This window comes from Lysobacter sp. 5GHs7-4 (genome assembly GCF_021284765.1).
Taxonomy (GTDB): Bacteria; Pseudomonadota; Gammaproteobacteria; order Xanthomonadales; family Xanthomonadaceae; genus Lysobacter.
In genome coordinates, this window is the sequence record NZ_CP089924.1 from 2,581,555 (window position 1) to 2,602,936 (window position 21,382).

General features: G+C 69.0%; 25 protein-coding genes. 9 read left to right on the forward strand and 16 right to left on the reverse strand.

The window, feature by feature from the left end; translation table 11 throughout:
* Window positions 1-21: 21 nt before the first annotated feature.
* From LVB77_RS11680 to asnS, 6 genes are read right to left on the reverse strand one after another with little or no spacing between them, the layout of a single operon-like run.
* Window positions 22-807, reverse strand: a complete 786-nt coding sequence (locus LVB77_RS11680) for an SDR family NAD(P)-dependent oxidoreductase (RefSeq protein WP_232906287.1) — start codon at window positions 805-807, stop codon at window positions 22-24.
* Window positions 808-844: 37 nt separating this feature from the next.
* Complete coding sequence (locus tag LVB77_RS11685; protein WP_232906288.1) at window positions 845-1,468, reverse strand: FMN-binding negative transcriptional regulator; 624 nt, start codon at window positions 1,466-1,468, stop codon at window positions 845-847.
* Between the two features lie 5 nt (window positions 1,469-1,473).
* Window positions 1,474-1,797, reverse strand: a complete 324-nt coding sequence (locus LVB77_RS11690) for a hypothetical protein (RefSeq protein ID WP_232910267.1) — start codon at window positions 1,795-1,797, stop codon at window positions 1,474-1,476.
* Between the two features lie 11 nt (window positions 1,798-1,808).
* Window positions 1,809-2,114 carry a hypothetical protein gene (locus LVB77_RS11695; protein WP_232906289.1) on the reverse strand — a complete coding sequence of 102 codons (306 nt, stop codon included), beginning with the start codon at window positions 2,112-2,114 and terminating at the stop codon, window positions 1,809-1,811.
* Between the two features lie 3 nt (window positions 2,115-2,117).
* Window positions 2,118-2,474, reverse strand: a complete 357-nt coding sequence (locus LVB77_RS11700) for an ADP-ribosylation/crystallin J1 (RefSeq protein ID WP_232906290.1) — start codon at window positions 2,472-2,474, stop codon at window positions 2,118-2,120.
* A gap of 10 nt (window positions 2,475-2,484) precedes the next feature.
* A complete protein-coding gene (gene asnS / locus LVB77_RS11705; protein WP_232906291.1) occupies window positions 2,485-3,885 on the reverse strand; it encodes an asparagine--tRNA ligase in 1,401 nt (466 codons plus the stop codon).
* A 116-nt stretch (window positions 3,886-4,001) separates the two neighbouring features.
* On the opposite strand from asnS, the gene LVB77_RS11710 reads away from it, so the two are divergent.
* The 3 genes from LVB77_RS11710 (at window position 4,002) to LVB77_RS11720 (ending at window position 7,497) form a co-directional block, all read left to right on the forward strand.
* Window positions 4,002-5,087 (forward strand): DUF2891 domain-containing protein, encoded by a 1,086-nt coding sequence (locus tag LVB77_RS11710; protein WP_232906292.1) that lies wholly within the window; start codon window positions 4,002-4,004, stop codon window positions 5,085-5,087.
* Window positions 5,088-5,178: 91 nt separating this feature from the next.
* Entirely contained in the window at window positions 5,179-5,517 is a 339-nt protein-coding gene (locus tag LVB77_RS11715; protein WP_232906293.1) for an iron-sulfur cluster assembly accessory protein, read from the forward strand.
* Between the two features lie 219 nt (window positions 5,518-5,736).
* Window positions 5,737-7,497 (forward strand): DUF885 domain-containing protein, encoded by a 1,761-nt coding sequence (locus tag LVB77_RS11720; protein WP_232906294.1) that lies wholly within the window; start codon window positions 5,737-5,739, stop codon window positions 7,495-7,497.
* A gap of 154 nt (window positions 7,498-7,651) precedes the next feature.
* Here the strand turns inward: LVB77_RS11720 and LVB77_RS11725 are convergent, their stop codons facing one another.
* The 10 genes from LVB77_RS11725 to ykgO all read right to left on the reverse strand — a co-directional run bounded on the left by LVB77_RS11725 (window position 7,652) and on the right by ykgO (window position 15,533).
* Window positions 7,652-8,857, reverse strand: a complete 1,206-nt coding sequence (locus LVB77_RS11725; RefSeq protein WP_232906295.1) for a TraB/GumN family protein — start codon at window positions 8,855-8,857, stop codon at window positions 7,652-7,654.
* 135 nt (window positions 8,858-8,992) lie between these two features.
* Window positions 8,993-9,733, reverse strand: a complete 741-nt coding sequence (locus LVB77_RS11730; protein WP_232906296.1) for a hypothetical protein — start codon at window positions 9,731-9,733, stop codon at window positions 8,993-8,995.
* Between the two features lie 276 nt (window positions 9,734-10,009).
* Window positions 10,010-10,891 (reverse strand): alpha/beta fold hydrolase, encoded by an 882-nt coding sequence (locus tag LVB77_RS11735; RefSeq protein WP_232906297.1) that lies wholly within the window; start codon window positions 10,889-10,891, stop codon window positions 10,010-10,012.
* A gap of 67 nt (window positions 10,892-10,958) precedes the next feature.
* The gene (locus LVB77_RS11740; RefSeq protein WP_232906298.1) at window positions 10,959-11,570 is read right to left on the reverse strand and encodes a TetR/AcrR family transcriptional regulator; all 612 of its coding nucleotides are present in this window, start codon (window positions 11,568-11,570) and stop codon (window positions 10,959-10,961) included.
* 82 nt (window positions 11,571-11,652) lie between these two features.
* Complete coding sequence (locus tag LVB77_RS11745) at window positions 11,653-12,186, reverse strand: GNAT family N-acetyltransferase (RefSeq protein ID WP_232906299.1); 534 nt, start codon at window positions 12,184-12,186, stop codon at window positions 11,653-11,655.
* A 4-nt stretch (window positions 12,187-12,190) separates the two neighbouring features.
* Window positions 12,191-13,078 carry a carbon-nitrogen hydrolase gene (locus LVB77_RS11750; RefSeq protein ID WP_232906300.1) on the reverse strand — a complete coding sequence of 296 codons (888 nt, stop codon included), beginning with the start codon at window positions 13,076-13,078 and terminating at the stop codon, window positions 12,191-12,193.
* A 402-nt stretch (window positions 13,079-13,480) separates the two neighbouring features.
* Complete coding sequence (locus tag LVB77_RS11755) at window positions 13,481-13,807, reverse strand: hypothetical protein (RefSeq protein ID WP_232906301.1); 327 nt, start codon at window positions 13,805-13,807, stop codon at window positions 13,481-13,483.
* A 4-nt stretch (window positions 13,808-13,811) separates the two neighbouring features.
* On the reverse strand, window positions 13,812-14,864 hold the full coding sequence (locus LVB77_RS11760; RefSeq protein ID WP_232906302.1) for an agmatine deiminase family protein: 1,053 nt from the start codon (window positions 14,862-14,864) through the stop codon (window positions 13,812-13,814).
* A gap of 23 nt (window positions 14,865-14,887) precedes the next feature.
* Window positions 14,888-15,223: a hypothetical protein gene (locus LVB77_RS11765; protein ID WP_232906303.1), complete on the reverse strand. Its 336-nt coding sequence runs from the start codon at window positions 15,221-15,223 to the stop codon at window positions 14,888-14,890.
* 184 nt (window positions 15,224-15,407) lie between these two features.
* Window positions 15,408-15,533, reverse strand: a complete 126-nt coding sequence (gene ykgO / locus LVB77_RS11770; protein ID WP_036206164.1) for a type B 50S ribosomal protein L36 — start codon at window positions 15,531-15,533, stop codon at window positions 15,408-15,410.
* Window positions 15,534-15,721: 188 nt separating this feature from the next.
* On the opposite strand from ykgO, the gene cmk reads away from it, so the two are divergent.
* The 6 genes from cmk (at window position 15,722) to LVB77_RS11800 (ending at window position 21,375) form a co-directional block, all read left to right on the forward strand.
* Entirely contained in the window at window positions 15,722-16,408 is a 687-nt protein-coding gene (cmk, locus tag LVB77_RS11775; protein WP_232906304.1) for a (d)CMP kinase, read from the forward strand.
* A gap of 207 nt (window positions 16,409-16,615) precedes the next feature.
* Entirely contained in the window at window positions 16,616-18,307 is a 1,692-nt protein-coding gene (gene rpsA, locus LVB77_RS11780; protein WP_232906305.1) for a 30S ribosomal protein S1, read from the forward strand.
* Window positions 18,308-18,464: 157 nt separating this feature from the next.
* Complete coding sequence (locus LVB77_RS11785; RefSeq protein ID WP_232906306.1) at window positions 18,465-18,770, forward strand: integration host factor subunit beta; 306 nt, start codon at window positions 18,465-18,467, stop codon at window positions 18,768-18,770.
* Window positions 18,771-18,957: 187 nt separating this feature from the next.
* A complete protein-coding gene (locus LVB77_RS11790; protein ID WP_055906735.1) occupies window positions 18,958-19,212 on the forward strand; it encodes a LapA family protein in 255 nt (84 codons plus the stop codon).
* A gap of 3 nt (window positions 19,213-19,215) precedes the next feature.
* Window positions 19,216-20,391, forward strand: a complete 1,176-nt coding sequence (gene lapB, locus LVB77_RS11795; protein ID WP_232906307.1) for a lipopolysaccharide assembly protein LapB — start codon at window positions 19,216-19,218, stop codon at window positions 20,389-20,391.
* 18 nt (window positions 20,392-20,409) lie between these two features.
* Entirely contained in the window at window positions 20,410-21,375 is a 966-nt protein-coding gene (locus tag LVB77_RS11800; RefSeq protein ID WP_232906308.1) for a lipopolysaccharide biosynthesis protein, read from the forward strand.
* Window positions 21,376-21,382: the final 7 nt, after the last annotated feature.

Consider the following 21,382-nt stretch of genomic DNA (forward strand, 5'->3'; position numbering starts at 1 on the left):
CTGCACTCAGATTGACTGCACTCAGATTGACTGCATGCGTCCGCCGTCCACCGCCAGGCTCACGCCGTTGACGTAGGCGGCGGCGGGCGAGGCGAGGAAGGCGATGCTGGCGGCGATCTCCGCCGGCTGCGCGAAGCGGCCGACCGGCACGGTCTTGCGCATGCCTTCGACGATCGCCTCTTCCGATTGCCCGGACGTCCGCGCGCGATCGCCGATGATCTGCGCGATGCGGCCGGTCTCGGTGTAGCCGGGCAGCACGTTGTTGACGGTGATGCCGAACGGCGCCAGTTCGCGCGACAAGGTCTTGGCCCAGCTGGCGACCGCGCCGCGGATGGTGTTGGACACGCCCAGGCCGACGATGGGTTCCTTCACCGACGTCGAGATCACGTTGACGATGCGGCCCCAGCGCGCCGACTGCATGCCCGCCAGCACCGCCGCCACCAGGGTCTGGTTGGCGACCAGGTGACGTTGGAAGGCGTCCAGGTAGGCGTCGATCTGCGCGCTGTGGGCGGCGCCGCCGGGCGGACCGCCGGTGTTGTTGATCAGGATGTGCACGGGACGGCCGGCGGCCAGCGCCTCGACCTGCGCGCGCAGGCCGGCGCTGTCGGACACGTCGGCGGCGATCCAGCCGTGCTGCTGCGCCCCGCGCACGGGCAACGCCGCGACCACGGCCTGCAGCGCGTCGGGCCGGCGCGCCAGCACGGTCACGTCGGCGCCCAGCAAGGCCAATTCGTGCGCGGCGGCGCGGCCGATGCCGTCGGAACCGCCGCAGACCAGGGCGTGCTTGCCGGTGAGATCGAGGTCCATGGCGGGTCTCCGGAACGGTGTGGCGGAAGGGAAAGAGTCAGCCCGGGGGCAGGCCGGTGCGCATCAGCGCGGCGACCGCGCGCGCGTTTTCGCCGCCTTGCGCGTCCAACCGCTCGGCCACGGCAATGCGGTTGGCCAGCGGATGGTTCTGACTGAACTTGAACTTGAGCGTGGCGCGCTCGACCTCGAAACGGAACCCGACGATGCCGCGCAACTGCCGGCGCAGTTCTTCGCGCTCGAACTCGAAACGCCAGTCGCTGCCGACGCGCGCCTCGTGCTGCCGGCTCAAGTCGTCGACCAGACGCGCCAGTTCGGCCTCGTCCTCGAACAGGTCCAGGCGCCCGTGCAGATGCGCGACCGCGTAGTTCCAGGTCGGCACGCGCGCGGCTTCTTCCTTGTCGGTGTACCAGCCCGGCGAAACGTAGGCCTGCGGGCCGTGCACCACCACCAGCGCAGCGCCGGCGTGGGTGGCCTGCGGATTGGGCTTGGCCCAATGGCCGCGCAACTGGATGCGATCGCCGTCGCGGCGGTACAGCACCGGCAGGTGCGAGACGGTCGGCTCGCCGTCGCGCACGGTGGTCAGGCTGATGAAGTTGTCGCGCGCGATCAGCGCGTCGAGCGCGGCCAGGTCGGTCTCGGCGAAGGCACGCGGCAGGTACATCGGACTCAGTGCCGCTGCGGCAGCTTGCGCACCATCAGATCGCGCAGGGCGGCATCGTCGTCGGCGCGCGGCGGGATCAGTTCGTCGACCGCGAAACCGCGTTCGGCCGCGTCCTCGTCGTCCAGGCCGTCCAGCGACACGAACTCGGCATCCATCAGCGCGGCGCGGGCGCTGTCCTCGCTGTCGTAGGGCAGGGTGTTGCCGTCGCTGTCGAAGACCTCGGCGGTGCCGGCCTCCAGCACGCGCAAGCGCGCCCAGATCACGGTGCGCCCCAGGGTCGCCAGCCACCATTCCTCGCGCAGGGCTTCGTTCATCGGGGTATCGCTCATAGGTTCGTCGCTCATGGCAGCACCGCCGACAAGGCCCACAGCAGGCCGGCGCAGACCAGGCCGGCGATGATGGTCAGCAGCGACAGCCGCGCCGGATTGGCCAGACCATCGAGATTGCGGTCGTCGGCGCTGCGGTAGCCGCGCGCCAGCAGCCAGCGCCAGGCGCTGGGATTGGCGAACGCACCCGCGCCGAGTTCCTGCTGCAGCTGCGGGTGGCGGTCGCGGATATGCACCAGCGACAAGGGCCAGAAGATCGCGAAGGCGCAGAAGCCGGCGATGGCGACGGCGACGAACAGCAGGGCTAGAAACAGGATCACAGGCTACTCGGACGCGGGCGCGCGGTACTCGCCGATGACTTCGATCGTCCCGACGATATGGTCGTTGAGCTGCTCGAGTTCCTCGGCCGGCACCCACCACTCGGTGTGGTGCGCGCCGCCGACCTTCTGGATCGGATAGCGCGCCATGAAGCCGGCGTCGACCTCGAAGCGGGTCACATAGCCCACGCCGCTGTCCTTGATGTTCCACTGGGTGGCGATGTCGATCGCGTACTGCTCGTTGGTCACCGGGTAGAAAATCGGCTGCTCGGGCAGGCGCGGCGGCCAGCGACGGAAGCCGCTGGCTTCGACCAGGGCCAGTTCTTGTGGGCCGGTCGGCCGATACAGGGTCACGGTTGCCATGCGTGCCGCCTCAGAACTCGGCGCTGCCGGGCGCGCGCGGGTAGGGCAGCGCGTCGCGGATGTTGCTCAGTCCGCAGACGTACACCACCAGGCGCTCGAAGCCCAGGCCGAAGCCGGCGTGCGGGACCGTGCCGTAGCGGCGGAAGTCGCGGTACCAGCCGTAGTGGGCCGGGTCCAGGCCGAACTGCGCCATGCGCGCGTCCAGCATGTCCAGGCGCTCCTCGCGCTGGCTGCCGCCGATGATCTCGCCGATGCCCGGCGCCAGTACGTCCATCGCCGCGACGGTCTTGCCGTCGTCGTTGAGGCGCATGTAGAAGGCCTTGATGTGCTCCGGATAGTTGGTCACCACCACCGGGCGGCCGACGTGTTCCTCGGTCAGCCAGCGCTCGTGCTCGGTCTGCAGGTCCAGGCCCCATTCGACCGGGAAGTCGAACTTCTTGCCGGCGTTCTGCAGCAGCTTGATCGCGTCGGTGTACTCGATGCGCTCGAACGGCGCGTTGACGAACGACTCCAGCCGCGTGATCGCGTCCTTCTGCACGCGTTCGGCGATGAAGGCCATGTCGTCGGCGCGTTCGTTCAGTACGGCGCGGAACATGTACTTGAGGAATTCCTCGGCCACGCGCGCGTCTTCGGCCAGATCGGCGAAGGCGATCTCCGGCTCGATCATCCAGAACTCGGCCAGGTGGCGCGTGGTGTTGCTGTTCTCGGCGCGGAAGGTCGGGCCGAAGGTGTAGACCTTGCTCAGCGCCAGGCAGTAAGCCTCGACGTTGAGCTGGCCGGACACGGTCAGGAAGGTTTCCTTGCCGAAGAAGTCGCGGCCGTAGTCGATCCCGCCCTGGCTGTCGCGCGGCAGGTTGGCCATGTCCAGGGTGGAGACGCGGAACATCTGCCCCGCGCCTTCGGCGTCGGAGGTGGTGATGATCGGCGTGCTGATCCAGTAGTAGCCGTTCTCGTGGAAATAGCGGTGCGCGGCCTTGGCCAGGCAGTCGCGGATGCGCGTGACCGCGCCGAACAGGTTGGTGCGCGGACGCAGGTGGGCGAACTCGCGCAGGTACTCCAGCGTGTGCTGCTTGGGCTGCATCGGGTAGGTCAGCGGCTCCTCGACCCAGCCCACCACTTCCACGGCGCTGGCCTGGATCTCGTAGCTCTGGCCCTGGCCCTGCGAGGCCACCAGGGTGCCGGTGGCGATCACCGCGCAGCCGGTGGTCAGGTGCTTGATCTCGCTGTCGTAGTTGGACAGCGTGGCCGGCGCGACCACCTGGATCGGCGCGAAGCAGGAACCGTCGCTGACATTGACGAAGCTCAGCCCGGCCTTGGAATCGCGACGGGTGCGCACCCAGCCGCGGACCGTGACTTCACCGCCCGCCGGGACCTTGCCTGCGAGTGCCTGTTCGACGCTGACCACCGTCATGAGATTCCTGCCTTGGAACGCTGTTCGATAAGAACCCGGAATGATAGCGGATCGGCGCCACCCGAAGCGTCCGGGCCGCCGCTACACTCGGGCTCGAATCGGGCAGGGGAGCGGGCATGAGACGAGTCTGGATGGCGGCGCTGCTGTGGCTGTGCGCCGCGAGCGCCTGGGCGCAGGCGCCGGCGACGCTGGACGAGGCCCGGGCCGGGCGCTTCGCCAAGCTGGCCCTGGAGTGCGTGCAGCGCGAATACCCGAACAAGGTCTCGCATCAGCTGCGCAGCGACGCCGACGTGCAGGCGCCGCGCAAGCTGTATCCGGCGTTTTACGGCTGCTACGACTGGCACTCCTCGGTGCACGGCCACTGGCTGCTGGTGCGCCTGCTGCAGCGCTATCCGCAGGCCGAGTTCGCCGCACCGGCGCGACGCGCCCTGGCCGCCAATCTGACCGCCGCCAACATCGCCGGCGAGCTGGCCTACCTGCGCGCGGGCAGCGACGACTCCTTCGAACGCCCCTACGGCCTGGCCTGGCTGCTGCAACTGGGCGCGCAGCTGCGCGGCTGGGACGACCCGCAGGGCCGCGAATGGGCCGCGGCGCTGGAGCCGCTGGAACGCGAGGCCGCCGCGCGCCTGCTGCGCTGGCTGCCCAAGCTGACCATGCCGATCCGGGTCGGCGAGCATTCGCAGACCGCGTTCGCGTTCGGCCTGGCCCTGGATTGGACGCAGCGCAGCGGCGACGCGCGCCTGCGCGAAGCCTTGCTGGCGCGCGTGCGCCAGTTCCATCTGAACGACCGCGACTGTCCGATCGCCTACGAGCCCTCGGGTCAGGACTTCCTCTCGCCCTGCCTGGCCGAAGCCGACCTGATGCGGCGCGTGCTGGCGCCGGCCGAGTACGCACGCTGGCTGAAGGCCTTCCTGCCCGGCATCCCGCGCAAGGCCGACGCCGGCTGGCTGAGCCCGGGCGTGGTGCTGGACCCCACCGACGGCAAGCTCGCCCATCTCGACGGCTTGAACCTGAGCCGCGCCTGGATGCTGGAGGGCATGGCGCGCGGCCTGCCGCCCGGCGACCGCCGCATCCCGGCGCTGCGTGCCGCCGCCGCGCGGCATCGCGACAGCGGCCTGGCCGCGGTCAGCGACGTGCACTATGCGGGCGCGCATTGGCTCGGCAGTTTCGCGACCTACCTGCTGGCGCCGCCGGAAACTTGAAACGCTGTGTCGCGGCGCCATATCGGCTGGGCCAGGGCCGTCGTAACGGCGCCCCTGGTACCATGACCGCCTGAGCCACGAGATCCGTCCGATGTCCGTCACCCTCGCTCCCGCCGCCTTCGACCGTGTCCGCCACTTCCTGGCCGAGACGCCCGACGCCCTGGGCCTGCGTTTCGGCGTGACCCGCACCGGCTGCTCGGGCTGGCAGCACATCGCCGACCTGGCGCGCGAGCAGCGCGAGGGCGACACGGTGTTCGAGCAGGACGGCGTGCGCATCTTCGTCGATCCGATCAGCCTGCCGCTGGTCGACGGCACCCGCATCGAGTTCATCAAGCAGGGCCTGGGCGAGCAGTTCGTGTTCCAGAACCCGAACGTGAGCGCCGAGTGCGGCTGCGGCGAGAGCTTCACCACGGCCGCCGACGCGGCCTGAGTCCGCGCGGTCCTTCCGGGCCGGGGCATCGACGATTCCGCATGACACCGCCGCTGAGCGGCGGGTCGGCGCGCGGCTGTCTCACCCGCATGCGACACGTGTCGGCATGAACCCGGCCACCTGTCCCAATCGGTCCGCTAGTGCCGACAACGACTTTTGGCCTAGCGCGGGTACGCAAGTCGGGGGCTAGACTCGGGGGCAGTTCCCTGGGGATAGCGCATGTTCCGCACACTCGTGTTCGCCGCGGCCGCCGCGGCCGTGTTCGTCGTCGCGCCCGCCCGCGCGCAGGACGCCAATGCCCGACTCAAGGGCTATTTCGAAGCCGAATGGGAACGCGGCCTGGTCGAGAGCCCAGAAGGCGCCAGCTACAACGGCGACAACCGTTTCAACGACCGCTGGACCGACCGCAGCCTGGCCGCGATCGCGCAGCGCGAAGCCGCCGACCGCGATGCGCTCGCGCGCCTGAAGGCGATCGATCGCGGCACCTTGTCGGCCGACAGCCAGCTCGACTACGACACCTACGTCTGGAACCTGGAACGCAACATCGAGCGGCAGAAGTTCCGCGAATACCTGCAGCCGGTCGGCCACCAGGGCGGCGTGCAGACCGCCGACGGCATCGCCGAGGTGCTGCCGTTCGCCAGCATCAAGGACTACCGCGACTGGCTGGCGCGCTTGAACGCCTTGCCGACCGTGATCGAACAGACCACGGCGCTGATGCGTGAAGGGTTGAAGCAGGGCAACACGCCGCCGCGCGTATTGATGCAGCGCGTGCCGGCGCAGATCGCCTCGCAATTGGTCGTCGATCCTGTCAAGAGCGCGTTCTACCGCCCGTTCCTGCGTTTCCCGGCCGCGGTGCCCGAGTCCGAGCGCGCGGCGCTGCAGGCGCAGGCGCGACAGGTCATCAGCGCACGCATCGTGCCGGCCTATCGCGCCTTCGCCGCGTTCTTCAACGACGAGTACCTGCCCAAGACCCGCACCGGCATCGCCGTGGCCGAGCAGCCGGACGGCAAGGCCTACTACGACTTCCTGGCGCGCTACTACACCACCACCGACCTCAGCGCCGAGCAGATCCATCAGACCGGTTTGCAGGAAGTCGCGCGCATCCGCGCGCAGATGGAGCAGGTCAAGACCGAGGTCGGATTCAAGGGCACGCTGCCGGAATTCTTCGCCTACCTGCGCAGCGATCCGCAGTTCTTCTACAAGACGCCGCAGGAACTGCTGACCGCGTACCGCGCGCTGTCCAAGCGCATCGATCCGGAACTGGTGAAGGTGTTCCACACCATCCCGCGCCAGCCCTACGGCGTGCGTCCGATTCCGGACAACATCGCGCCCGACACCACCACTGCTTATTACCAGCCCGGCGCCGTCGACGGCAGCCGCGCCGGCTTCTACTACGTGAATCTGTACAAGCCCGAGGTGCGCCCGATCTGGGAAATGATGGCGCTGTCGCTGCACGAGGCGGTGCCCGGCCACCACTTCCAGTTCGCGCGCGGCCTGGAACTGCCGGAGCGGCCGATGTTCCGCCGCACCGCCTACTTCGTCGCCTACGGCGAAGGCTGGGGCCTGTACGCCGAGCAACTGGGCTACGACATGGGCCTGTACGACGATCCCTACGATCGCTTCGGCCAGCTCACCTACGAGATGTGGCGCGCGGTGCGGCTGGTGGTCGACACCGGCATGCACGCCAAGGGCTGGAGCCGCGAGCGCGCGATCGCCTACTTCAAGGACAACGCCGCCAAGACCGACCAGGACATCGTCAACGAAGTCGACCGCTACATCGGCACGCCGGGGCAGGCGCTGGCTTACAAGATCGGCCAGCTAAAGATCTCGGCGCTGCGCGCCAAGGCCAAGGCGGCGCTGGGCGAGCGCTTCGACCTGCGTGCGTTCAACGACGAAGTGCTGGCGACGGGCTCGGTGCCGCTGCAGGCGCTGGAGGCGCATATCGATGCGTGGATCGCGGCGGAGCAGAAGAAAGGCTGAGCTTGGGAGACTGCTCAGAGCAACAGCAAATCCCCCTGGCCCCCTCTACAAAGGGGGGAACCGTCGGCTTCGGAACGGTCGGCGCTCATCGCTGGTCTTCCCCCTTTGTAGAGGGGGATTGAGGGGGATTTGCTCTACCCGCCGCGTCGATCGATCAGCCGATCAACTTACCCAACATCCTCAACCCACCCGTCCACACGCCGATCGCGGTGCCCAGGCTGGTCAGGAAGAAGTTCAGCAGCACGCGTGCGACGCGGTTGCGCCACCAGCCGCGCCAGGTCTGCACGTCGTCGCGCAGGGCCATGAAGTCGGCGTAGGTCGGCTTGCGCACCCAGGCCTCGGTGAGCGCGCTGAGCGTGCCCGAGGCCAGCGCCGGATGCAGCGGGGTGATCGGCGAGGCCACGAACGCGACCAGGATGCTGAGCGGATGGCCGCCGGCGATCGCGCAGCCGATCGCGCCTAGCACGCCGGTGGCCAGCACCCACTGCAGCAGCAGGTCGGAGCCCACGTCGATGCCGCCGCGCCAGAAGCCCCAGGCGAAGCCGCCGAGCACGAACACCGACAGGAAGATGGTGAACCAGGGCACCGAGCTCTTCTTCGGCAGCGATTCGAGTTCTTCGCGCACGGCCGCCGGCGCGCGCGTTTCCTCGCGCAGGTGCTGGGCCAGGCCGGCCAGGTGGCCGGCGCCGACCACGGCCAGCACTTCGCGCGCGTCGCCGTGCGATTCGCGCAGGCGCGCGGCCATGTAGCGGTCGCGTTCGGCGATCACGCTTTCGTACAGCTGCGGGCTCTCGCTGGCGAACTCGCCGAAGCTGGATTCGAGCAGGTCGCCCTGCTTGAGCTTCTCGATCTCGTCCTCGCCGACTTCCTCGTCGACGAACAGCGCCGTCAGCAGGCCGCCGCCGAGCTTGGCCCGGCCCCACCAGCCCAGCTTGCTGGAGGCGCGCTTGAAGGTCAGGCCGACCTCGCGGTCGATCAGGTGCACCGGCAGTTCGCGCTGGCGCGCTTCCATCACCGCGCGCTTGAGCTCGGCGCCGGGCTCGATGCCCAGCTGCTCGGCCAGCCGGCGTTGATACGCGGCCAGGGCCAGGTTGGCGGCGAACAGCGCGGTCTTGCCGGTGCGCAGCACCTGGATCAGGTCCAGCCGCGCGAGTGCGTCGGGATCGGTGAGCGCCTGCAGGCGCTGCGGGTCCAGCTCCACCGCGACCGCGTCGTAGGCGCCGCTGCCGATCGCGTCGCGTACCGCTTCCACGCTGGCCTGCGACACGTGCGCGGTGCCCAGCAGGGTGTAGCGGACGCCGTCGCGTTCGACGATGGCATGGGGCTGGCCGTTCAGGCCGTCGGTCATCGGATCATTCATTCGGTGGTTGGGCGCCGTACGGGGGCTGGCACAGGAAGGCCGGCAGGATAGAGGCTGGGGGGGATAGCGGCAAACCGCCCTGATCCGACCGCGTCCGCGGCCGGAAGTGCCCGGCGCGAGACCGATCCGGTGCCGTCACTCGTCGCGGGCGGCGAACGGCGCCTTGTACCAGGCCACCAGGCCGATCGCGAGCAAGGCCGCGCCCAGCCATTGCAGCCAGCGCGGCCAGGCCGGGGCCGGCCGCAACAGGTCCAGCTGGCTGACGAACAGCGTCTCGCAGGCGCCGTTGCCGGTGTCGTCGCGCGACAGCGAGGTGCCGCGTTCGTAGTTCAGGCCGACGTTGTGCTTGTACACGGCCAACTGGCCGCGCAGGCGCACCTGGTCGCCCACGCGCAGGCCGCGGATGCGTTCGGCGATGTCGCTGCGCTCGGTCAGCAGGTGGTTGTTGGACAGGGCGCGGATGTGTTCGGGCCCGATCGGCGCAGCGCCGCCGTAACGGAAGTTGCAGGTCCATTGGCCGTTCCAGAACGCCATGTGCTCGTAGGCGCCGTCGCTGGCATTGGCGCCCCAGACCAGGCACAGGTCGGCGATATTGAGGTGGTCGTTGTAGCGCGAATGGAAGCGGTCCCAGAACGTGTCCGAGTCGTGCCGGCTCACCACCAGGCCGGTGATGTCGTAGTCGGCGACCGGTTCGATGCGGTAGTCGACCTCGCCGGCGCGCACCGAGAACGGCGTGTCCTTATGCAGTCGCTGACGCGGTTCGGTGCGCACCTCGGGCAGCAGTTCGACGGGCGCGGGCAGGGTCTCGCGCTTGAGCCAGCCGAACGCAAGCAGGCCGGCGCCGAGGATCAGCAACAACCGCACCGGCGAGATCATGCGGCCGCGCCCCGTCCTGCGTCCGGGCGTGCGCCGCGGGCGTGCGTATGCCGAGTCCGATCCACCGACGTTCCCCTGAGTGCGTCGCGGCCTGCGGCCGCAAGCGCGCAGAGTAGAAGCAAGCGCGGCGTGCGAACAAGGGGCGCGGGTGCGGCAGGCGCATGCGGCTTCGTCGGCATGCACGCGTCGGCATGGCCTGCTTTGCGCATCGTCTCGACGTGCGCGGGCGCTGCGCCTCTTCATCGCCGCGCCCGCAACGCAGGCGCGGCGAGGCCGTCACGCCCAGCCGTAGGGCAGGTTGGGGCTGGACACCATGCGGTCGCCGACGCGTTCGCCCTGCAGGAAGCGCAGACCGGCCTCGATCACGCTGCGGTCCTCGAGCACGCGCCGGTGGCCCAGCCCGCGCGTGCTGAGCAGGCGCGAATCCGGCCAATAGCGCGCGTAGCGCTCGCCTTCCGACCAGGGCACTTCGCGGTCGCCCAGGTCGTGCACGATCAGGGCCGGGCTGGCGATGGCCGGGGCGTTGAGATGGGCCTGCTGTTCCTGGAAGCCGATGCCGATGCGCGCCTCGAAGTAGGCGAACATGCGCCGGCACAGGTGCTCGCCGACCCAGACCAGATCGGCGAAGCGGTACGCCGCCGCGACCGGGTCGGCGGCCGGCGCGATCAGCACCGCGCGTTCGGCGCGCAGGCCGCGCGCCATCGCCAGCAGGGTCGCCGCACCGCCCAGCGAATGCCCGATCACCGCGGCCGCCGGGCCGTAGTGGCGGCCGACCGCGAGCAGGTGGTGGGTGAAGTCGGGCAGGGTGCTTTGGCGGCCGCCGCTCTTGCCGTGCGCGGGCTGGTCGAAGGCGACCACGGCATAGCCGTTGGCGCGCAGCGCGTCCAGCCACGGCGCGATGCGGGTGCCATGGCTGGACCAGCCGTGCGCGAACAGCACATAGGGCTGCGCCTGCGGATCGCCCCAGACGTAGGTGGCGATGCGCTGGCCGTCGATCTCCAGTGCGCCCTCGCGCGCGCCATGGCTGGGCGCGGCGAGCGCGCGGCTGCGCGAGGACGCGAACGGCGTGCAGAACAGGCGCGCCGCGCGGCGCATGGTCGCCTCGGGCGCGAGCCAGCGGCCCAGTCCGAAGCTGAGCCGAACGCCGTATAGCTTCATAAAACTACGAACGGTCGTGCTAATTTTGGAGATAAGCGGGTACATGGCGGAGCCTCTCTGCGCGAGCTCAGGCGGTGGGGGAGGAGTAGGAGCGGATCAGGCGTTCGAACGCGCGTTGGCCGCGCTCGACGCTGGTTTCGAAGCCGAACAGGCCGGCGTCGTGGTGCACGACCAGGGCCAGCCCGTAGATCTCGAACGCCAGCTGGTGGGCGTCGGTGTCGGTCTGCAGTTCGCCGGCGTCGACCGCCATCTGCACCGCGCGGGCGATGTCGTCGCGCCAGCGCGTCTCGTGCTGCACGACGCGGTCGCGCAGCGGGCCGGGGCGGTCGTCGTATTCGTTGACGGCCGACAACAGCACGCAGCCGCCGGAGGTATGGCGGGCCCAATCGAACCAGGCCGCGACGATCGCGCGCAGGCGCGGCAGGCCGCGCTTGGCCTTCAGGGCCGGCAGCAGCACGTATTCGAGGAAGCGCTGGCCGGCGGCGTCCAGCACTGCCAGCTGCAGGTCTTCGCGCGAGCCGAAGTGGGCGAACACGCCGCTCTTGGACATGCCCACCGCCTGCGCCAGCGGGCCGATCGACAGGCTTTCGACCCCGCCGCCGACGGCGATGCTGTAGGCCCGGTCGATGATCGCGTCGCGGGTGGCGGCGCCTTTGCCGGTGGCGGTGAGATTGGACATGAGCGGAAAATAGCACGCTCGTTCGTTTTATGTCTACCGTCTGTCGGTCGAATGTGCGCGAATGGCACCTGGAACGTGCAGATCAGGCCGGCGGTTCGGCGTCGCCTGGCCCCAGCGGCCGCAGCATCTGCACCGTATCCAGCCAGCGCCCGTGCTTGCGGCCCAGGCCGCGGAATACGCCGACGGTGCGAAAACCCAGGCGCTCGTGCAGCGCCACCGAGGCGGTGTTGGTGCCGTCGCCGATCACCGCCACCATCTGCCGGTAGCCGCGCGCCTGACAGTCGTCGATCAGCGCCTGCAGCAGGGCGCGGCCGACGCCGCGTCCCTGGCGCCCGGGCTGGACATAGACCGTGTCTTCGACCGTCCAGCGGTAGCCCTCGCGGCTGCGGTAGCTGCTGGCGTAGGCGTAGCCGGCGAAGGCGCCGTCGAGTTCGGCGACCAGATAGGGGTAGCCCTGGGCCAGCACGGCCAGCCAGCGCCGGCTCATCTCGGCCTGATCGGGCACGGCGTATTCGTAAGTGGCCACGCCCTCGCGCACTTCCAGCGCGTACAGCTGCGCGATTGCCGGCAGGTCGTTGGCGACCGCGGCGCGGACCACGACGGGCGCGGCGCTCACCGGCTCAGTCGCGGTAGCGCTTGAGCAGGTCGCCGTAGGCGTCGATGCGACGGTCGCGCAGGAACGGCCAGATCCGGCGCACGTGCTCGCTGCGGCCCAGGTCGACCTCGGCCATCAGGATCTCGGGTTCGGCCTTGGCCGACTGCGCCAGGAACTCGCCCTGCGGCCCCAGCACGTGGCTGGTGCCCCAGAAGTCGATGCCGGCCGCATCCATCGGCGACTGCTCGTGGCCGACGCGGTTGCAGCTCAGCACCGGCAGCCCGTTGGCGACCGCGTGGCCGCGGTGGCTGAGCACCCAGGCGTCGCGCTGGCGGTCCTTCTCGGCCTGCTCGTCGGTCGGGTCCCAGCCGATCGCGGTCGGGTACAGCAGCAGCTCGGCGCCGGCCAGCGCCATCAGGCGCGCACCTTCCGGGTACCACTGGTCCCAGCACACCAGCACGCCGAGGCGGCCGACCGAGGTCTGGATCGGCTCGAAGCCGATATCACCGGGGGTGAAGTAGAACTTCTCGTAGAAGCCCGGATCGTCCGGGATGTGCATCTTGCGGTACTTGCCGGCGGTGGAGCCGTCGGCGTCGAACACCACCGCGGTGTTGTGGTACAGCCCGGCCGCGCGACGCTCGAACAGCGAGCTGACCAGGACCACGCCGTGCTGCTTGGCCAGCGCGCCCAGGCGCTGCGTGCTGGGGCCGGGGATGGTCTCGGCCAGGTCGAACTCGGCCACCGACTCGTGCTGGCAGAAATACGGCCCGTTGTGCAGTTCCTGCAGCAGGACCAGCTTGGCGCCGCGCTTGGCGGCCTCGCCCACGCGGTCCTCGATATTGGCCAGATTGGCCTCGCGCGAGCCGTGGTCGCGGTCCTGGATCAGGGCGACGGGGAGGGTGGTTTTCTTCATATCGGTCGGCGAAGCATCGGCTGCGGCGGATGCGCGCATTGTACGTTGGGTGGTCGCCTATCGCTTCGATCACTGCGTGCGTGAACTGAGTCTATCGCGTGCGTCGCCTTGTAGCGGGTCGCTTTTCCTGACCCGTCGCTGGCTCGGCCAGAGCTCCGCCTGACTAGCTCGTCCGCGCAACGGCCTCCGACGCTCTTTGTAAGAGCGATGCGAGTCGCGACATCGCGACTCCGCTCACGACGAATCGCGGCTCACGCCGCTCCCACAGAAGGCGGCGGCTCCAGCTCGAATCGCACAAGGCGGTTGCTTTGCTGACCAGCAAGGAGATTGCTGGACTGGAAGGCGCAACGGTCTTCGTTGGGCTATCGCGCACGCAAGCTGTGCTGCCGAGGCTACCCTGCGTCAGGACTCACGTGCGGCGGCATTGGCGCCGTCCACGACCCAGGCGATGAAGTTGGCGGCCAGGGCGGTCACAAACACCGTTGTCGCCGAGCTCGAGCGCACTCCGATCAGGTCGCAGACGATCAACGCAATCACGCAGAAGACGAACAGAACCTGCACGGTCGCGCCGCCGCGGCTGGCGCGCAGGCCGCCCCGCCAGCGCGGCCTGAACACCCACCATCGCTGCAGCGCCGGCTTCCACCACAGTGCCGACAGCATGCCAAGGCCCCAAGCCGCCAGTAGCGCGGCGAAGACGATCTTAAGAACCTGCGAGTAGGGCGCCGTCACCGGCTCAGCCTGCCACCACGCCCCGCGGCAGCTGCATCGTGATGCAATGCAGGCTGCCGTTCTGCCAGATCAGCGCGCGGCAGGGCACGGGCACGATCTCGCGATCCGGGAAGGCCTGGGCCAGCACGGCCTGGGCCTGGACGTCGGCGACATCGCCGTAGGCCGGCATCAGCACGGCGCCGTTGACGATGAGGAAGTTGGCGTAACTCGCTGCCAGTCTTCGGTTTTCACCTTGCTCATTTGCGTCGATGACCGGTTGCGGCCAGGGCAGTGCGAACAGCCGGTAGGGCTGGCCGTCGCGGGTGCGTAGCGCCGCCAGCTCGGCGGCCATGGCCTGCAGCTCGGCGTAATGGCTGTCGGCCGGGTCGTCGCAGCCCTGGTAAACGATGGCGTCGGGAGCGGCGAAACGGGCCAGGGTGTCGATGTGGGCGTCGGTGTCGTCGCCTTCGAGATAGCCGTGATCCAGCCACAGCACGCGGTCCTGGCGCAGCCAGTCCGACAGCTGGGCGGTGATCTGCTCGCGGCTGGCGTCCGGGTGGCGCTCGTGCAGGCACTGCCAGGTGCTCAACAGGGTGCCCGCGCCGTCGGTTTCGATGGCGCCGCCTTCCAAAGCGAAATCAATGCTTTGGCGATCACTGTTCAAGAAGATTCCCTGGTCGTGCAGGCGCTCGACCAGCAGATCGTCCTGGCTGGCGTCGAACTTGCCGCCCCAGCCGGTGAAGCGGAAATCGAGCAGGCGGAAGCCGTTGCCGTCGCGCAAGCTGATCGGGCCGGAATCGCGCAGCCAGGTGTCGTCGTAGGGCGCTTCGACGAAACGCACCCGGTCCATGTCGATGCGGGCCGAGGACAGGCGCGCGCGCGCATAGGCCTGCACGTCGTCGTCGGCGACGCAGACGATCGCCGGCTGGAAGCGGGTGATCGCCGCGACCAGGGCGATGTAGGTCTCTTCGACCTCGCCCAGGCGCTCGGCCCAGTCGGTGTCGGCGTTCGGCCAGGCGATCAGGACCGCGGACTGGGGTTCCCACTCCGCGGGGAAGCGCAATGCTTGCTCGGTCAAAACTACGCTCTCGTTCGGCGGCGTCAGCGCACGGGCGGCTTGGGCCCGATTTCCTGCGCGTCGGCCTTGTTGGCGACCACGTCGACCACCTTGTTCTTCTCGAAGTACACGGTGAACGCCGGGTAGACCCAACGGTTGATGGTGGGCCACTGGCGCTTCTGGCCGCCGCGCGGATCCAGGCGCTCGGCCGGGGCACCGTAGCGGGACTCGACCTGGGCCATGGTCTGGCCGCGGACGGGCATGGCCGCCTTGTTCTCTTCGGACACGCGCTCGATCAGCAGGGTGTCGGCGGAGGCGGCGGCGGACAGGAGCAGCAGGGCGGCAAACACTAGTGCGGCGGGAGCGGTGCGGGACGTCATGGGTGCAACCTCGCTGGTGGACGCGAGATTGTACGCACAAGCCCCGATGCCACGGCAGCACGCGGCCGTCACGTTTTCGCGATCCGGCCGGGGCGGCCGGGACGCGTCGGCGCAACGCAGAAAGGCCGCCTCGCGGCGGCCTTCCAGTCGAACTGCCGGGGCGCGAGCGCCCGCGGACGGCTGCTTAGCGCTGACGCGCCTTGAAGCGGGGGTTCGACTTGCAGATCACGAAGACCTTGCCACGGCGGCGAACGACTTTGCAGTCGCGGTGACGGTTCTTCGCCGACTTCAGGGAGGACAGGACCTTCATGACAGACCTCGGCAACAGGATTGAATTAGACAGCCCGCGATCATAGCGGGTATTTCCCACTACGATCAAGTGCTTGCACGAAAAAAGTTGCGCGCGGCCAGGGCCGGCCGTTTTCGGCGGCCCCGCTGAGGGCCGATCAGGGCCTGCACGGGCGGCGGCTGGGGCGCGTCGGCGTTCATAATAGCGGCATGACCAACTCCCACGACAGCGCCATCCCCGTCCTCACCATCGACGGCCCCTCCGGTTCCGGCAAGGGCACCATCAGCCGCCTGGTCGCCCAGTCCCTGGGCTGGCATTACCTGGATTCCGGCGCCCTCTACCGCGCGGTCGGCGTGGCCGCCGGCTGGGCCGACCTGGACCTGGCCGACCCGGCCGCCCTGGTGCGCTGCGCCTTCGATACCCGCATCGGCTTCCGCGACGACGAGCGCGGCGAGCTGCGGGTGCTGGTCAACGACCAGGACGCCACCGACGAGCTGCGCACCGAGACCGCCGGCGCCGCCGCGTCCGCCATCGCCGCCATCCCCGAGGTCCGGGCCGCGCTCAAGGACCGCCAGCGCGCCTTCCGCCAGCCGCCGGGCCTGGTCGCCGACGGCCGCGACATGGGCACGGTGATCTTCCCCGACGCCGCCTATAAGGTCTTCCTGACCGCCAGCGCCGAGGAGAGGGCCGAAAGGCGCTATAAGCAGTTGAAAGACAAAGGGGTTTCCGTTACTTTAGACGGTCTGCTGCGGGAGATTCTCGCCCGCGACGCCCGCGACGCACAGCGTGCGGTGGCACCGCTGCGCCCGGCCGACGACGCCGTACGCATCGATACCACCGGCCTGGGCATCGCGCAGGTGGTCGAACGCGTGCTGGCCTTGTTGCCGGCGCGCTGACGTTTCCGCAAACGCGGATCGAACGCCGCAGAACAACCGCAGTAAACCAACCAGCCCCATCGCAATCCCGCGATGGGATCCACAACGACACATGGCGCAGCGTCACCGCGCCACATAACGGGTGGGTCGACCACGCGCTGCTTGCGTCGCCATGACGGCGACGATGCCAGCCGGTGCGGCCCGTGTGTTCAACAGAGTATTCAACTAATGACCGAATCATTTGCCGAGCTGTTCGAACAGAGCCAGCAGTACCTGGCCAAGCTGAAGCCGGGCGCCATCGTCACCGGCGTAGTCGTGGAAGTCCGCGGCGACGTGGTGGTGATTAACGCCGGCCTGAAGTCCGAAGGCATCGTGCCGATCGAACAGTTCCGTAACGACGCCGGCGAGATCGACGTTGCCGAAGGCGACGAAGTCAAGGTCGCCCTCGACTCGATCGAGAACGGCTTCGGCGAAACCGTGCTGTCCCGCGAGAAGGCCAAGCGCGCGATGGTGTGGGACGAGCTCGAAGAGGCGCTCGAAAAGAACGAGACCATCACCGGCCGCATCAGCGGCAAGGTCAAGGGTGGTTTCACCGTCGACATCAAGGATGTCCGCGGCTTCCTGCCGGGTTCGCTGGTGGACGTGCGCCCCGTGCGCGACTCCGCCTACCTGGAAGGCAAGGAACTCGAGTTCAAGCTCATCAAGCTCGATCGCAAGCGCAATAACATCGTCGTCTCCCGCCGTGCGGTGGTCGAGAGCGAGTACAGCGTCGAGCGCGAGCAGCTGATGGAGAAGCTGCAGGAAGGCGCGATCCTGAAGGGCGTCGTCAAGAACCTCACCGATTACGGTGCGTTCGTCGACCTCGGCGGCATCGACGGCCTGCTGCACATCACCGACATGGCGTGGAAGCGCGTGCGTCACCCGTCGGAAGTCGTGGAAGTCGGCCAGGAGCTGGACGTCCGCGTGCTCAAGTACGACCGCGAGCGCAACCGCGTCAGCCTCGGCCTCAAGCAGCTGGGCGAGGATCCGTGGGACAACATCGCGCGCCGCTACCCGGCCGACACCCGCGTGTTCGGCAAGGTCAGCAACGTCACCGATTACGGCGCGTTCGTCGAGATCGAGCCGGGCGTCGAAGGCCTGGTCCACGTCTCCGAAATGGATTGGACCAACAAGAACGTCAACCCGTCCAAGATCGTGCAGGTCGGCGACGAAGTTCAGGTCATGGTGCTGGACGTCGATGAAGAGCGTCGCCGTATCTCGCTGGGCATGAAGCAGGTCACCTCGAACCCGTGGGAGACCTTCGCGGCCATCCACAAGAAGGGCGACAAGGTCGAAGGCCAGATCAAGTCGATCACCGACTTCGGCATCTTCATCGGCCTGGACGGCGGCATCGACGGCCTGGTCCACCTGTCCGACATCAGCTGGAACACCACCGGCGAAGACGTGGTCCGCAACTACAAGAAGGGCGACACCCTGGAAGCCGTCGTCCTGGCCGTGGATCCGGAGCGCGAGCGCATCAGCCTGGGCGTCAAGCAGCTGGAGCAGGACCCGATGGGTCAGTACGTCGCCTCCAACGCCAAGGGCTCGATCGTCAAGGGCGTGGTGAAGGAAGTCGACGCCAAGGGCGCCACCATCGAGCTGGCCGACGGCATCGAAGGCTACGTCGCCGCGCGCGACATCGCCAAGGAGCGCGTCGAGGACGCCACCCAGTACCTCAAGGTGGGTCAGGAAGTCGAAGCCAAGATCGTCGGCACGGACCGCAAGGGCCGTTCCATGCAGCTGTCGATCAAGGCCAAGGACGAAGCCGAGCAGCAGGAGGCCCTGGCCGACTACAACCGCGCGGCCTCGGAAGCTTCCAGCGGCACCACCAAGCTGGGCGCGCTGCTGCGCGAGCAGCTGAGCGGCAACAAGTCCGAGTAATGGCAACACCCATGCCGCGCCGGGCGACCGGCGCGGCATGCAGGCACTACCGCGGAGGCGGCCCGGTCAGCCGGGTCGCCTTCGATTTGTGGCACCGTCGCGGCGCCGTGGTACCGGCACCGTTCCGACATCCCAGTACAGAGCCAGCGCAGCGCCCATGACCAAGTCCGAACTCATCGAGATCCTTTCCCAGCGTCAGGCCCACCTGAAGGGCGACGACGTGGATCTGGCGGTGAAGGCCCTGCTCGAAATGATGGGCGGCGCGTTGTCGGTGGGCGAGCGCATCGAGATCCGCGGCTTCGGCAGCTTCTCGCTGCATTTCCGTCCGCCGCGCCTGGGCCGCAACCCCAAGACTGGCGAGTCGGTGGCATTGCCCGGCAAGCACGTCCCGCATTTCAAGCCCGGCAAGGAACTGCGCGAACGCGTCAGCGGCGTGTCGCCGCTGGACGACGACGCGGCCTGAGCGCGCGCCGGCGTTACCCGATCGCCGTCCCGGAACGGGGCAGGGCGAACCTCTCTTATCTGTGTACGCTAGCCGTCGCCGTTTTCGCGTGCGCGTCGCCAGCGCCTGCGCTCCCGCCATCCACCGCTTAACCGCTGCGCTGCGCCTCCGCTAAGCTAGGGGCGACACCGCGGACGCCGGAACCCCCATGCGCCTGATCCGTTTCCTCATCGCCTTCGTCTGCCTCGCGGCCGGCGCCACCGTCGGCGCGCTCAACCGGCAGATCGTGCCCATCGACCTGGGCTTCGGCACCTTTCCCACCACCCTGGGCGTGGCCCTGATCGTGTCCTTGCTGATCGGCGTGCTCGCCGGCGGCCTGGCGATCACCGCCAGCCTGGTGCTGCCGCTGCGCCGCCGCCTGGCGCGCGCCGAGCGCAGCGCCGCCCTGCCGCGCGAGGCCTGACGCATGGCCTTCATCAGCGAATGGTTCTGGTTCTTCCTGCTGCTGCCGATCGCGGCCATCAGCGGCTGGGTGATCGGCCGCCGCGGCGGCGAGCGCCACAGCGACAACCAGGTCAGCCATCTCTCGACCACCTACTTCCGCGGCTTGAACTACCTGCTCAACGAGCAGCCCGACAAGGCGATCGAGATCTTCCTGCACATCGCCGAACTGGATAAGGACACCTTCGAGACTCAAGTCGCGCTGGGCCACCTGTTCCGCCGCCGCGGCGAGGTCGACCGCGCGATCCGCCTGCACCAGGCGCTGGTGCAGCGCCCGGGCCTGAGCGACCAGCAGAAGGTCCAGGCGCTGCTGGCGCTGGGCGAGGACTACATGCGCTCGGGCCTGCTCGACCGCGCCGAGACCGTGTTCAGCGATCTGGTCGCTCTGGACATGGCGCCGCTGGCGCTGCGCCACCTGATCGGCATCTATCAGTCCGAACGCGACTGGGACAAGGCGATCGAGAACGCGCGCCGCTACGAGGCCGCCACCGGCGAGCCGATGGGCAAGCTGATCGCGCAGTTCGAATGCGAGCTGGCCGACCGCCAGCGCGCCGCCGGCGACGTCGACGCCGCGCGCGCCGCGGTCAAGCGCGCCTATGAGGCCGACGCCAACTCCGTGCGCGCCGGCATGCTGGAGGGCCGCATCGAGGTCGACGCCGGCCACGACGCCGCCGCGATCCGCGCGTTCGAGCGCGTGGCCCGCGCCGACCCCGACTACCTGCCGGAAGTGCTGCCCTCGCTGCTGAGCTGCTACGAGCGCGACGGCGACCCGACCGGCGCGCGCGCGTTCCTGGCCGAGATGTGCGAGCACTACCGCGGCATCGCTCCGGTACTGGCCCTGACCCGCATGGTCGAGGCCGAGGACGGCGTGCCGGCCGCGCGCGCCTACCTCGCACGCCAGCTCAAGGACCGTCCCTCGGTGCGCGGCGAGGCCGCCCTGATCGACCTGACCCTGGCCGAGGGCGCCGATCCGCTGGCGACTCTGCACGACCTCAAGCACATCACCGACCAGTTGCTGGTGCGCAACCCCAGCTACCGCTGCAACCGCTGCGGTTTCGGCGCGCGCAGCCACCACTGGCAATGCCCCAGTTGCAAGGAATGGGGAACGGTCAAGCCGCTGCTGAACTACGCGGTGGTCTGAACTATGACGAGTTGGCTGATGACCCACCTGCTGATCGGTGCGGTCGGCACTTGGCTGGCGCGCTGGTACGCGCTGCGCATCCAGCTGATTGACCAGCCCGGCGAACGTCGCAGCCACAGCGTGGCGACCCCGCGCGGCGGCGGCATCGCGCTGGTGATCTCCCTGCTGGTGGCCACCCTGGCGCTGGCGGTGCGCCTGCCGGCGCAGGCGCCGCTGCTGGCCGCGTTCGGCCTGGGCCTGGCGCTGGTCGCCGGGGTCGGGCTGATCGACGACCACCGGCCGCTGTCGGCGCGGCTGCGCCTGGGCGTGCACGCGCTGGCGGCGGCGATCTTCGCCTACGCGGTCTGGCACGTGCTGGACGCGCCCTGGCTGGCCCTGGGCGCGTTCGTGGCGGCGCTGGTGCTGACCAACGTCTGCAACTTCATGGACGGCATCAACGGCCTGGCCGCCAGTCAGGCCGCACTGGCCGCCCTGGCCCTGGGCTGGCTGGCCGGAGCGCCCGGTCTGTGGCTGGGGCTGGCCCTGGCCGCGGCCTGCCTGGGTTTCCTGCCGTTCAACTTCCCGCGTGCGCGGATCTTCATGGGCGATGTCGGCAGCGGTGCGCTGGGTTTCGCCCTGGCCGGGCTGGCGGTGTTCGCCGCGGCCGGACTGGGCAGCCGATCAGCGGTCGTGCTGATGCCGCTGTCGGCGTTCCTTGTCGACGCGGGCTTGACACTGTTGCGACGCATGCTGCGACGGGAGTCATGGTGGACGGCACACGCACAGCACACTTATCAGGTGTGGGCCAGGAGGGTGGGGCACACCAAAGTCACCATCGCCTACGCCATACATACGCTCTTAGCTGTGCTGTCGCTCCCAGTCCTGTTGCGGATGGGAATGGCTTTCATGCTGTGTACGGTTCTGGCGTGGTATATGTCCGGCGCTTTTTTGTGGTGGTGGCTGCAGCGCTCCGGCTCCGAGCCGGTTTCGGATTCTCCCGGCTAGGTCTTAC